Genomic DNA, 12,542 nt, shown 5'->3' on the forward strand with positions numbered 1-12,542 from the left:
GCGTTGCCGGGGTGGCGAAACTGGTAGACGCATCAGACTCAAAATCTGACGGTGGCAACACCGTGCCGGTTCGAGTCCGGCTCCCGGTACCAAAAAAATCAAGGGGTTAGGCGAACAGCCTAACCCCTTTTTGTTGCCGCGATGGGCCATGGGACCAGGCGTACTTGAGCAGCTCATCGACCGACTCCGCGCGGCGCCGATCTACAACCGCCACGACCTGGCCGCGTCCAGAAAGCCGGCGGCATCCTCGGCTAGGCCCTGGAGCATCGATTCGGGTACCGCATCGCGGGCTTGGGCTAAACCGATCGCGCGCATCAGCAGGGCACCTTCCGACGGCTCCAACAGGCCAGCGGGCAAGGCCTCGCCATAGAGCCAGACCGCGGCTTGCGCGGGACTCGGGGGATGCGCGAGCCCGGCACGACAGGCCGCGGTGGACAGCAGTGCCGCGACGATGAGATCCAGCGCCGGACCCGGACAGCCCTGCTGGATCAGGAGCCTCGCGGCGCCCAGGCCATCGCGCGCCTTGCGCATCAACGGTGCCTCGCTCGGTGCGGAGACGTCCGCGCCCTCCTCCACCTGGTCGTATAGCGCATCAGCGTCGGCGAGCGGCGAGACGCCGCCGAGTCGGCTCAAAGCGTCGAGCGTCCGCCGGTCGATGAGCGCGATCGGCACCCGACTCGACAGACGGCTGGCAACGGCGTCGTCACTCTCCTCGACCCGGTCCATGACGACCAGCAGTCCGCCCAGTCCCCCATCCTCGCCGCGGCGACGTTGGCCCAAGACGCGCGTGATGCGCTGACCGAACGCCTGTTGTAGGCCGATCACGCACTCACGCACCGCGTCGTCGAGGTCCGGCACGGTCGGCGCCACGTCGGCGCGCCCCGCTGTCGCACCGACCGGGTCGGGGGCCAGTGAGACGGGAGCGGCTCCGGCATCAGGGTCGATCCTGGTCCCCGCGAGATCCTTGGCAACAGCTGGCGTCTCCGCTGCCGCGACGGGTTCGGCACGGGCGGCCAGATCCTCGGCCAGGATCTCGGCGAGACGCTTGGAGACGCTGACCACGTCCTCGCTCGCATCAGCGTCGACGACGTTGTTGAACAACTCGCGTTTGCCTTGCACCAGCGTCAGGACGCGCTCCTCATAGGAGTCGGGCGCCACCATCAGGATTGCCTGGACCTTCTGGCGCTGGCCGAGACGATGCACGCGGGCAATCCGTTGATCGAGGACCGCCGGGTTCCAGGGGATGTCGAGATTGATCAGGACCGATGCGTTCTGCAAGTTCAGGCCGACCCCGCCGGCATCGGTGGAGATGAAAACCTGCACCGCATCATCCGCGCGAAAACGGTCGATCAACGCACCGCGATGGGCACTCGGGATGCCGCCGTGCAGTCGCACGCTGCCGAGCCCGAGGCGTCGGACGCGCTGCTCGACGAGCTCGGTCATCATCGCCCACTGGGAGAAGACCACGACCTTGAGCCCGGAGAGTGTGCACACCTCGTCGAGGATGGTCTCGAGCTCGTCGAGCTTCGGCGCACTGGACGGATGGCTCTCGGCCATGCTCGGATCGACCAGAGCCGCGGCATTGCAGGCCATGCGCGCGCGTTGCAGCGCCGCCATCATGCGGTTCTGCTCACTCGGCGTCAGTGGGCGCCGAGTGCTGATCTGAGCGAGCGAGGCGGCGGCTTGCAAGGCATCATCGTGGATCTGTTGTTGCGCTGGCGAGAGCGGCGCGTCGATGCGGGTGACGATACGCTCGGGCAATTGATCGCGCACCAGACTGCGATCGCGACGCAGCATCACCGGCGCAAGACGCCGACGCAGCTCCGACAGATTGCGATAGCCGAGCACCTTGCCGCGCTCATCGGTGATGTGGAAATCCACCATGTAGCGCCAGAGCGGCCCGAGCACCCGCGCGTTGATCACTTGCATCAGGCTGTAGAGATCCTCCAGCCGATTCTCGAGCGGCGTGCCCGTCAGCACGAAGGCGTAGCGCGAGCCGATCTGCTTGACGGTGCTCGCGATCTTGGTACGCCAGTTCTTGATGCGCTGGGCCTCGTCCAGGATCATCAGATCCGGGCGCAATTCGCTGTTGATGACCGCAAGGTCGCGCATCACCAGCTCATAGTTGACGACATAGAAGCCGGTGCCCTTGCGGTACTGCACGCCGCGCGCCGCCGCCGGCCCCTCGATCACCTGCGCGCACGCGCCAGTGAAGCGCTCGATCTCACGCGCCCATTGCCGCTTGAGCGACGCGGGGCAGATCACCAGCACCCGCTCGACACCTTCGTGGAGGTGGAGCCAGTAGGCCGCGGCGATCCCCTGGAGCGTCTTGCCAAGCCCCATGTCATCGGCCAGCAAGGCGCGTCCACGGCCGGCTAGGAAGGCGACCCCTTCGGTCTGATAGGGATACAACTTGGCCTGGACACCAGGCAGACGGCCGCCGCCTGCACGGATGCGTTCGCCGATCTCCGCGGCGCGGATCGCCCGCGCGCCATCCTCGGCCAATCGACGCGCATAGGCGAGCGCGTCGTCGCCGATATCGAGGTCGGGATGACCCGCGACCAGATCCACGAAACGCAGGAAGTCGTCCGGCAAGCGGAGTCGAAAACGCCCGTCGGCGTCGAAGTGCTCATGGAGCAGGGGCTGCAGGTCGATGCTCATCTCGGCACCGCGATGCAGCCGCAGGAGGGGGGCGGGGTCGGCCTCCCAGTCGAGCACGACGGCGCCACGTGGCGATGGCATCTGGCTGATCTGCTTGAAATCGCGGCGTTTGCGGAGATGGTGCAACACCGCCTCGACATGCTTACAGGTGCCGAGTTCGTTGGTGGCGAAATCCGGGCAGGTGCAGTGATTGGCACGACGGGTCAGAAAGCGGATATGCACCCGATAGTCGCTCGAATAGTGCGTCGCCGACTGCAAGGAACGCGCACGCCAGAGGCCGAAACCAGAGGCGCTGGCGGATTCGGACAGCGGATCGACACGCACCTCCGCACGAGCCCTGGCGAGTCGCTCCTCGAGTGCCGCGCGCCGCGCATCGGCGCGACACGACGGATCGATCGGCTCGTGTCCCTGGCCCTTGGAATAGGCGAACAAGGCAGCGATGGCATGCACGCACAAGGTGTCAAGCGTGGCCTCATCACACTCGCAAGCCGCCAGCAACCGACCGTCGCGATGACGGACGATCTCAAGCGCGAGCTTCTCCTCGGTCTCGCCATCCTCGACCCGAGCATAGAGCCCAGCCTCCATACGCTCGAGTGCGACCACGCGATACTCGCTGGCGTAGCGAAGCCCCAGACGCACGACGGCAGAGGATGCCAAGGCCTCGATCTGCTCGGTATCGAGCAAGAAGGGATCTCCAAGCGGCGCGGAGTGGCCACCTCCTGGGGTCGATGCGGTGTCATGAGCGGAGTGCTGCATCAGCTGATTGGGACGAGAATCGGTTGTTGATCGTCTAGTCTATACCCTCGATCAGGCGTTGAAGCTTCGAACAGCGCCGCACAGAACACCAACAACAGAATCTCGGGCAACGGATAGACATTGTGACGATCGACGCGAAAGAAATGCGAACACCTCGTGTCTTCTCAACACCTTAGATCCTCCGATGGTGCGAATCCCTGGTTGCAACAATGATCCGTCCAGACTCCCCGCGTACAGGGCTCGACGGGATCAACCGGAATCCTGCAAGTCTATCTTTTTCATTGAATATCCATTAGGATCATACCCGTTCAGGATTGAGCAAAACGATGGAATCTCCAGCCAAGCACGCACGGTGTGGGCTGAACTCCAGCGAGCAGCCGGTTGCGTCTCGATACCGTAGCCCAAACGCGGGAAGACGCGTTCGGGCTCGGCATCAAGCACAGCAGCATCGCGCCAATCGAGCGAGCCGAGCCCGGGTCAAGATGGGAATTGCCGAGGCCAACATCCTCGCAATTTGTGAAGTCCGTCACAGATTCCCTTCCACCCCCCACACCATACTTAAACCCAAAGGGGTCTGCGAGCAGGCGGTTGACCTGGATCAGACTCAGCCGCAAGTTAGACAATAGTTTGCGATCGGTGGGCTCGATCACCCCCTCGGTCATCTGCTCTTGCGGACGAGGTCGTCAAGGCATGCCGACCTGATATCCTGGAATCTGGAACCGCGTTCAGCGGACTGTGCCATCCCGAGGCCGAGATCCTAGGCAAGCACCTCAGAGGGCAGACTGGGATCTGATGCCTCTGCCAGGAGGGGACGGCCCCCCCACTCACATGCCGTTGCCAGTTTTGTTGTGATAAGGGTGTACGTTGACGCAGCAATTGATCGGACTTGCAACCCGCCCAGACGATTCACTGGCCTTGCTCCTCGTGAATGCGATGCGAAGATTCTGGATTGTCTTCCCCTGTTATCCGAGACGCGTGCACTGGCTTTGTCTGATGTGTTTCACAGAAATTGACCTTAAGGGAAACTACCATGTCTGACCAACCCCGTTGGCGCAACCCGACCTGGCATTGGGTCGTAATCGGATTCCTCGTCCTGTTCACCTCCGTTGCACAGGGCCAGGGCACCCATAATCTTCTCGTCAACTCTAACTTCGAGGCCGCGACACTCGCCCCTTGGAACGTGAATGCTTGGGGCGGACAGATGCAGGCACAGATCGTAAGCCCCGGGCGCGTTGGCGGCCAAAGCGCCCGGCTCCATGTTTCCGCGAATCCCGAAGCCGTTATTCTCCGTCAAAGTGTCGATTTGCGTGGTGGTGAACTCTATCGCGCTACCGCATGGGTTAAAGCGGATCGAGAGACCTCCGTCGTACTACGTGTCCGCAAGAACAGTCCACACTGGACGGTGTGGGGCCAACAGACCGCTCAAATTGGTACTGAATGGGCGTTCGTGAGTTTCGATGTTGCGCCAAGTGAAGACAATGCCGCTCGTTTCGAAATCCAACTGCTGGAGGCCGGGGTTCACGTTCAATTTGATGACATCATCCTCGAGCAATTAACAGGCAATCGCCTCCTGAATCCAGGCTTCGAATCGGCATCGCTCGCTCCTTGGAATATCAACGCGTGGGGCGGCAGCATGCAAGCCGCGATGGCAACGCCAGGTCGTGACGGAACCGGCCAAAGTGTCCGAGTTCGTGTGGTCCAGGATCCAACGAAAGTCATTCTCAGGCAGAGCGTCGAACTGAAAGGCGGGGAGACCTATCAGGCCTCGGTTTGGCTGAAAGCCAGCAAAGCAACCACGGTCGCCATCATCGTCCGTAAAAATAGTCCACATTGGACAGTGTGGGGACAGCAGACGGCGAAAGTCGGAAAAACCTGGAAGCAGTACACCTTCGATGTTGCACCATTGGAGGATAACTCAGCACGGATCGAATTTGGCCTGACACAGTTGAATATCGATGTGTTCATTGATGACGTGTCACTGATTCAAACATCAGGTCAAGGTGGCGCAGATCCCTTCCGCGTCGATACGACTCGCGCCATTCCGTCATCGCTCTTCGGGATGCACATGAATCGGGGCCATGTCGTTGACATGTGGCCAACCTTGACGAACGTTAGTCCTGGAATGATACGACTCTGGGATACTGGGACTGATTGGCTCGGTGTCGAAAAAGAAAAGGGAGTATACGATTGGTTACGTTTTGATATGTATATCCAGCGTATCAAACAAGCGCTTCCAGACAGTAAAATTGTATACACATTCGGGCGTGTCCCAGCTTGGGCGAATGGTCAACAAGGAATCTCTCGACCACCTTTGAATATGAGTGATTGGCGTGACTTTGTGACGGCCGTTGTTGATCGTCACGGACAACACATCGATTATTATGAGGCATGGAACGAGTATAACTACCATTACTTCTGGTCAGGCACACAACAGCAAATGCTAGAAATGGCGATAATATTGAAAGAGGTGGTTTCAGCAAAAGATCCGAATGCAGTTATACTTACCCCTAATGTTACGGTCACTGGCCTACATCGCTTAGAGGAGTACCTCGCGATGGGTGGCGGGCAGTACGCAGACGCGGTATCGATTCACCTGTACGCTTCAAGCGATCAGTTGGAAAATGCCTTTGTTTTCCCTACGACCGTAAGGAGTCTCATGGCAAAAGCCGGCCTCGCACACATGCCGATCTACAATACGGAGGGAGCAGTCACCATCCCTCAAGGCGCTTCTTTAACGCCGGCACAGATGCGCTCCTATGTCGCTCGGTATTATCTGCTGACATGGCTTGCTGGATTGGAAACCTCAGGGTGGTATTTCTGGGAAAATGATCCATCGATGTCACGACTTCCTTTAGTCTCTGATCCGGGTACATTTGCATCACTCAGTGCAGGCGGACGTGCGTATCAGGTCGTTCGTGAATGGCTCGCCGGCTCGACCGTGACCAGCTACAACAAGGATCGACAAACCAACACCTTCCGCCTCGACTTAAATCTACCGGATGGGCAACGCGGGATGATCGCTTGGACGACGTCGACCTCCCCGCAAACCATCACGACAACGCAGAGTGTGCAGGAGATTCGGCGTCTCGACGGCTCCGTGACAGCAGGGTCGAGTGGATCTCTGTCCGTCGATCAGGAGCCTATCCTGGCGGTTTATGGCATGGCCCTGCCGAGTCCGAGCACTCTTGAGATCGTTCAGTAGAAGAAGGGCTGCCTCGTTTCGACGAGGCAGCAACACCTCAGCATGTTGGTCTAAAGTCGCCGAGCAACGTTGAGATAACGTTGCTCGGCGTTGTGCTGTGCAAAGAGGTTCGACCGCAGTTGCCCGTAGAGCACACGTCGGCGATATTTCGTTATAAAAACAACATGATATTTGCACTCCCATTTGGAGTGGCTTAGGCTCTCAAACTCGTCCATCGGGACTCTCCTCACGCATGTGCTTGGCGGCTCACGCGTCGGAGTGTCCCCGATGGACTCCCGGAAATGTCAAACGGCTACTGTCAGCCCGGCAGAGCCGGGGGAATTACCCGTTTTATTTATGACTAAAAGTTATTTAATAATAGAAACTTAACTAGTCAGGCAGTCACTTCTCAATTTTCTCGATGGGGCCAGAGCATTGAGGGTAGGACGCGTTCGGGGTCGGGATCCAACGATCCTCATCGCACCCGCACCGCCTCCACGCGGCTGCCGAGCACCACCATGGCCTTGGCTTGGCCGTCGAGCAGCGGGGCCACGACCGACCAGTAGTGCTCCACCACCACCTGCACCTTCTGAGCGATGTTGTAGGGATGCAGGCGCACCCAGCGCATCAGGCCCTGCATGGCCGCGGCGCGCTCGACCGCCTGCCCGTCCAGTTCCTTCGCGCCGGTGGCGAGCTTGAAGGCCAGGCTGTAGGGGGTGTAGTTGCGCAACACGTCGAGGATGAAGCCTTCCTCGATCGCCTGGCGCATGGAGTAGACATGGAAGGCTTGCGGCAGACTGTCCTTGCCGGCGGGCGTGCTCGGGTCCGGCCGGCGGCCGAAGAGTTCGAGCGTCTTCGCCTTGGGCGTCGCGGTCAAGGCCACGAAGGTGATGCCGGTATCGCTCGCGCGGGCCGCCATCTGGGCGGCCAGGATATCCTCGCTGCTCAGCTCGCCGCCGTCGGCCAGCTCCGCGATCTCCTCGGCGGAGAGCACCTCCTTGAGCTTGGACGCCGCCTCGCCACTCTGCGATCTGTGCGCCTCGTCGGCGATCACCGCGAAGCGCTTGCCTTGGGTGGCCGCCAGTTCGCGCACCGCCGCGAGTGCGAATGGAAAGGTCTGGAGGGTGCAGACGATGATCTTCTTGCCCGCCGCCAGCGCCTCCGCCAGGGCGCTGCTCTTACTGCCCTGCTTGTCGGTGATGACCGCCACCACGCCAGTGGTGCGCTGGAAGTCGAAGATCGCCTCCTGGAGCTGGGCATCGAGCACCGTGCGGTCGGAGACCACGATCACCGAATCGAAGACCTTGCGGTCGTTCGCATCGTGGAGATCCGCGAAGAAGTGGGCGGTCCAGGCGATGGTGTTGGTCTTACCCGACCCGGCCGAGTGCTGGATCAGATAGCGCCCGCCCACGCCCTCGGCCAAGACCGCGGCGACCAATGCGCGGGTCGCATCGAGCTGGTGATAACGCGGGAAGATGACCGACTCGATCTGCTTCTTGGCGTTCCGCCGAGCAATGACATAGCGCCCGAGGATCTCCAGCCAGGAATCCCGCTGCCAGACCTCCTCCCAGAGATAGGCGGTGCGGTGGCCGGTCGGGTTCACCGGATTCCCCGCGGCACCCCCGTCGCCCCTGTCGAATGGCAGGAAGTGTGTCTCGAGACCGGCCAGGCGCGTGGTCATGCGCACGCGGGAGTTGCTGAGCGCGAAGTGGATCAGGGCACCGTTGGGGAAGGACAGCAGGGGCTCGGCCTTGGTCCCGCTGCCATCGCGGCCCTTCGGCTTGGGGTTCCGGTCGAAGCGGTACTGATCCACCGCGTCCTCGACCGACTGGGTGAAGTCGGTCTTGAGTTCAGCGGTCGCGACCGGGACGCCGTTCAGGAAGAGTCCCAGGTCGAGGCTGTTCTCGTGATGGACGGAGTAACGCAGTTGCCGCACCACCCTAAGGAGGTTGGCGGCGTAGCGGGCCTGCAGCTCGGGATTCACCCCGAAGGCCGGCTTGAACTGAGCGAGCGCGATCGGCTTCTTCACCCCCAGGATCGAGACGCCGTTGCGCAGGACATCCAGGGTGCCGCGGGCGTCGATCTCGGTGCGCACGCGCGTCAGCAGGGTATTAGCTGCCGCGACACCATAGCGCTTCTCCAGGGACTCCCATGACTCGGGCTGGCTCGCCGTTACCCAGGCGACGAGGTCGGCGGGATACAGAGCGCGTTTACGATCGTAGTGCTGGTGATCCTGCGGGCCATCGTAGAGCCATCCGTGAAGGCTCAGGTGGTCACAGATGTCGTTCTCGAAGGCGATCTCATGGTGAGTGACCATGGCTCAGTACACCGTTTCGTGGTCGCCCACGTTGACCAGGATGATCCGTTGGTCTTCGACCAACAGCTCCAGGGTGATGCGGTAGGACAGGTTGATGGAGGCCGAGTGCAGATCGCGGAGACGCCCCTCAAGGCGATGCAGGCGCAGCGACGGGTGATGCGGATTAGCCTCCAGCAGCCGCAATGCCTTGCCGTAGAGCGGCCGCAGCTCCGGGTGACGGCGCAGGAACTTGGCCTCGATCTTGTCGTAGCGCGCAGTGAAGACCAGGCGGTAGCTCACCCATCGCCCTCCGCCGGGGGCGAGATGCGCCGCAGGTGCGCATCGGCCGACTCTTCGACGAAGCGCCCGCTGGCCAGGTCCGCCCGGGTCTGGGCCAGCGCGGCTTCCAGCTCGCATTCCCGGAGGTAGCGGTAGTGGTCGAGGTCCATCACCACGAACCGTTCCTTGCCCCGCACCGAGACGACCGCCTCGGGTTGGCCCGCCAAGGCCGCTTCGATGGCGGCGATGCCCTTGGTCTTGAGGTCGTTGGCGCTGATGGTGCTCATGGCGGTCTCGGTCGGAACGGGAGTCGTGCACTGGATCATGCCGTCAACCGCACGATCGGACAAGGTCGGTCTCGGGTATGGCCACCAGGCCGCGCACGTCGATCTTGCCGGTGACGGCGGCGGAGATCAGGGCGGTGCGGCGTTCTTGGAGGAGAGCGATAGCTTCTTGGGCGTCCTCGATCAGCGAATCGACGCTGTTTGTGGCGTCAACCAGCCACCGAATGATATCCACCTGCTCGTGTTCCGGAGGTACAGGGATTTTCTAATCCTTCACGTTTCCGCAGTTGAGGTGCGGGTGCAGCGCGCCGGTCTGAATTGAGAGGAGGCTGTGGCGTCCGTAGTCGGAGTTCAGGGCGAGCGCGATCCATGCTCCGCTCAAACCCGGCTTTGGCGAAAGCAGGATGAGGGCGTGACAGTTGCAGCCAATAAACTCCGCTGGCACTGCAGCGACTTGGCCGATGTCTCCGGTCTGAACGAGCAAGACATCGCCCTCCCTCAAAATAGACTTCGCGTGACTCTCGCTCCACTCCTTCGTGACAAAATAAGGCGGCTCAAAGCAGATCTTGTTGTTCTTGATATGTAGAGATTGTAAATACCTGATGCCGTCATCAACGAAGATATCACGCGTCGGACCGACGTATCCGTTTGTGATCTTTTCACTTCCGCTTCCTAGACGGCAAACCGCCCATTTCTCGGGCACCTCCCCCAACCACTCCACCCCCGAGTCCTTGTAAGCCGGATAGCGCGGAAAACTCACCTGTTGTCCTCCCTGCTCAACCCCACCAAATCGATGTCACTTTCCCGGAACCGACACTTGGACACGCTGCCGATCCATGATCCGTTTGGCCTCGTCCTTCGTCTGCTTGGAACGGGTCGCTTTGTAGCCCTCAATCAGCATCGAGACCCGTACGGCCTTTGCAGCCTGGCTTCTGAGCTTGTCGGTCACCTGCATTGCTGGTCTCCGGTCATGGGCGGTGCGTATTCGCATCCCGAGGGTGTTGGACGGGCCGTCAGTTCGGGTTGAAGATCGTGTGAGCCGTGACTGGAGTCCAGGTTGATGACGCTCGCGGCCCAAGCGACAACCCCGGGGGCAGCCCTCACGGTGCGCGCCTCGCGCAACTCGGACACCAGCATCGTATCGAGCAAATACATCAGTCGAGATCCGCCGCCCTGACCAGCGCGCCGTCCAGACGCGGGGGATCGAAATCGATGTCCTCGGCGTCAGCGGGCATCGCGAGCCTGTCCACGAGACTACAGGGCGCGCCGGTCAGCCGTCGGTATTCGGCGATGCTGAGCAGGACATGAGTGGGCTGGCCCCGGTGCGTGATGATCACCGGTCCGGACTCGGCGGCCTTACGGGCGGCGCCAGGGTCTTGACTGAACGCGCGGCTGCTCAGCGTGGTAGTCGTCATGGCGATGCTCCGACAGCAGATCACGGCGGATCAACGCTCGTCGACGGGCAACGGCGGGCGTCGGGGGAAGACGCGAGAAAGCGCTCAAAGGCTGCCCGGTCGGCGCGGGCAGCGCGGTCGCGCAAGGACTCGGTGGTCATGAGGGCGCTCAGCTTCTCGGCCGCCGCCGAAGAGATGAGCTGATCTAGGGTGATGCCCCGATCTGCGGCGACCTCTTTGAGCTGGCCGGCAAGGCTGTCCGGGATATCGATGGTCAGGGTGCTCAAGTGAATATCTCCAGGTGCTTCAACAATGCAGCAGGGGCGATCGGCTGAACGGCCCAGAGGTTCAGCAATTCCAAATTTGGGCGGCAGCGCGCGACCCCTGGTGGATGCGGCGCGCGCGACCGCCGTGCCAGGTCCCCGACACCGAGCGGCGCGCCTTATCCACCCTACAGCGGAGCCGGTTTCGATCGGGTCGGGCTGACGGGATTGCGCCCGTCAGCCCTCCCACACCACCGGACATGCGGTTTTCCGCATCCGGCGGTTGAGCCCAGCGGGCTTAGCCCGCAAGCGTCCACGGTAGAGTGAATCCGCGTCGATTCAGTGTTGCGGTTTTCAACGCTTGGTTGATGACGATATGACGCGCCATGAACCAGGCACCGCGCCGACAGCCGGCCACCCCGAGCGCACGTCCGCGCACGCCGAGGCGCCGCAGCGCGTTGAACCGTCCGTGGCGATCGTGCCAGCGCAGCCAGAAGTATTTGCGCATATGCCGCCTGACCCAACCCGACAGGGCGTGGACCTCGCGGCGCCAGTTGGCGTAGCCGAAATAGTTCCACCATCCGGTGACATAGCGTTGCCACTGTTCACGCAGTTGCTCGCTGGTGAGGCTTTGCCGGGCGTCCCAGAGTTCGCGCACCCGATCCTTAAACCGCTCGATGGCCTTCGGCGCCGGACTCACCTGCCCACCAGGGTGGATGCGAAAGCCCAGCAGCGCGCTCTCCTCGGTACGGCGTGCGCCACTCTTGGTGGCGTTGACGTCCAAGTCCAGGTGCGTGCGCAGCCACCGCGTCATGCGCTCCAGCACCCGCTCGGCGGCCCGTTCGCTGGCCACGAACACGGCGATGTCGTCGGCGTAGCGCACGAACGACAGGCCCCGCTGCTCCAGCTCCCGGTCCAGCACGTCAAGGTAGAGGTTGGCCAACAGCGGCGACAGCGGCCCGCCTTGCGGCGTGCCGCGGCTGCGCCGACTGTGCCGTCCATCGCCCTCGTCCATCGGTGCGCGCAGGTAGCGCCCGATCAGCGTCATGATCCGCTTGTCGCTGATCCGCTGTCCCAGCAGGTGCATCAGGCGGTCGTGGTTGACCTGGTCGAAAAAGCGCGCCAGATCAATATCCGCCACCCATTCCTTGCCGTCGGCCACGTACCCGCGTGCGGCCGTGACGGCGTCATGGGCCGAGCGTCCGGGGCGAAAACCCCAGCTGTGCTCGCTCATGTCGCCATCGAAAGCCGCGCTCAGCACTTGGTGCAGGGCCTGCTGGATCAGCCGGTCCTGCACCGTGGGGACGGCGATTGCATACTGCACCTCCTACAGTGCATGTTCGGAATGCCGCCGAGCGGCAATCCTCGAGGAGTTGACGACCCAAGCCTGGAGTCGTCGGGCCTGATCGTCCTGCAAGCTGATCCGAT

At 62.0% G+C, this 12,542-nt stretch carries 11 protein-coding genes, 1 tRNA gene and 1 pseudogene; 2 read left to right on the forward strand and 11 right to left on the reverse strand.

What is annotated here, in order from left to right; genetic code table 11:
• Positions 1-5: 5 nt before the first annotated feature.
• Positions 6-92: transfer RNA gene (locus CKO25_RS05145), tRNA-Leu, on the forward strand.
• A gap of 109 nt (positions 93-201) precedes the next feature.
• Here CKO25_RS05145 and CKO25_RS05150 read toward each other — a convergent pair.
• Positions 202-3,345 (reverse strand): DEAD/DEAH box helicase, encoded by a 3,144-nt coding sequence (locus tag CKO25_RS05150; protein ID WP_242467420.1) that lies wholly within the window; start codon positions 3,343-3,345, stop codon positions 202-204.
• Positions 3,346-4,447: 1,102 nt separating this feature from the next.
• Between CKO25_RS05150 and CKO25_RS05155 the strand changes: the two genes are divergently transcribed.
• On the forward strand, positions 4,448-6,619 hold the full coding sequence (locus CKO25_RS05155) for a carbohydrate binding domain-containing protein (protein ID WP_200386851.1): 2,172 nt from the start codon (positions 4,448-4,450) through the stop codon (positions 6,617-6,619).
• A gap of 104 nt (positions 6,620-6,723) precedes the next feature.
• On the opposite strand, the pseudogene CKO25_RS05160 reads toward CKO25_RS05155, so the two are convergent.
• The 10 genes and pseudogenes from CKO25_RS05160 to CKO25_RS21780 all read right to left on the reverse strand — a co-directional run.
• Positions 6,724-6,834: pseudogene (locus CKO25_RS05160) on the reverse strand (transposase); the annotation flags it as partial.
• A gap of 239 nt (positions 6,835-7,073) precedes the next feature.
• On the reverse strand, positions 7,074-8,915 hold the full coding sequence (locus tag CKO25_RS05165; RefSeq protein WP_200386852.1) for a DEAD/DEAH box helicase family protein: 1,842 nt from the start codon (positions 8,913-8,915) through the stop codon (positions 7,074-7,076).
• Positions 8,916-8,918: 3 nt separating this feature from the next.
• Positions 8,919-9,194: a type II toxin-antitoxin system RelE/ParE family toxin gene (locus CKO25_RS05170; protein ID WP_200386853.1), complete on the reverse strand. Its 276-nt coding sequence runs from the start codon at positions 9,192-9,194 to the stop codon at positions 8,919-8,921.
• The gene (locus CKO25_RS05175; protein WP_200386876.1) at positions 9,191-9,460 is read right to left on the reverse strand and encodes a type II toxin-antitoxin system Phd/YefM family antitoxin; all 270 of its coding nucleotides are present in this window, start codon (positions 9,458-9,460) and stop codon (positions 9,191-9,193) included. Before CKO25_RS05175 ends, CKO25_RS05170 begins: the two co-directional genes overlap by 4 nt.
• Before the next feature lie 43 nt (positions 9,461-9,503).
• Positions 9,504-9,692 carry a restriction endonuclease subunit S domain-containing protein gene (locus tag CKO25_RS21045; protein ID WP_242467421.1) on the reverse strand — a complete coding sequence of 63 codons (189 nt, stop codon included), beginning with the start codon at positions 9,690-9,692 and terminating at the stop codon, positions 9,504-9,506.
• A 30-nt stretch (positions 9,693-9,722) separates the two neighbouring features.
• Entirely contained in the window at positions 9,723-10,217 is a 495-nt protein-coding gene (locus tag CKO25_RS05185; protein WP_200386854.1) for a restriction endonuclease subunit S domain-containing protein, read from the reverse strand.
• A gap of 36 nt (positions 10,218-10,253) precedes the next feature.
• Positions 10,254-10,412 (reverse strand): hypothetical protein, encoded by a 159-nt coding sequence (locus tag CKO25_RS05190; protein WP_200386855.1) that lies wholly within the window; start codon positions 10,410-10,412, stop codon positions 10,254-10,256.
• Between the two features lie 199 nt (positions 10,413-10,611).
• On the reverse strand, positions 10,612-10,872 hold the full coding sequence (locus tag CKO25_RS05195; RefSeq protein WP_200386856.1) for a type II toxin-antitoxin system Phd/YefM family antitoxin: 261 nt from the start codon (positions 10,870-10,872) through the stop codon (positions 10,612-10,614).
• 20 nt (positions 10,873-10,892) lie between these two features.
• Positions 10,893-11,138 carry a toxin-antitoxin system HicB family antitoxin gene (locus tag CKO25_RS05200; protein ID WP_200386857.1) on the reverse strand — a complete coding sequence of 82 codons (246 nt, stop codon included), beginning with the start codon at positions 11,136-11,138 and terminating at the stop codon, positions 10,893-10,895.
• Between the two features lie 274 nt (positions 11,139-11,412).
• Positions 11,413-12,438, reverse strand: coding sequence for a reverse transcriptase domain-containing protein (locus CKO25_RS21780; RefSeq protein ID WP_338115068.1), 1,026 nt, complete (start codon positions 12,436-12,438; stop codon positions 11,413-11,415).
• Positions 12,439-12,542: the final 104 nt, after the last annotated feature.

Origin of the sequence: Thiocapsa imhoffii, assembly GCF_016583985.1 — a bacterium.
GTDB classification, from domain to species: domain Bacteria; phylum Pseudomonadota; class Gammaproteobacteria; order Chromatiales; family Chromatiaceae; genus Thiocapsa; species Thiocapsa imhoffii.

Coding starts and splice junctions, on each gene's coding strand:
- CKO25_RS05155 (WP_200386851.1), top strand. CDS start 4,448: ATGTCTGACCAACCCCGTTGGCGCAACCCGACCTGGCATTGGGTCGTA.
- CKO25_RS05165 (WP_200386852.1), bottom strand. CDS start 8,915: ATGGTCACTCACCATGAGATCGCCTTCGAGAACGACATCTGTGACCAC.
- CKO25_RS05175 (WP_200386876.1), bottom strand. CDS start 9,460: ATGAGCACCATCAGCGCCAACGACCTCAAGACCAAGGGCATCGCCGCC.
- CKO25_RS05190 (WP_200386855.1), bottom strand. CDS start 10,412: ATGCAGGTGACCGACAAGCTCAGAAGCCAGGCTGCAAAGGCCGTACGG.
- CKO25_RS05195 (WP_200386856.1), bottom strand. CDS start 10,872: ATGACGACTACCACGCTGAGCAGCCGCGCGTTCAGTCAAGACCCTGGC.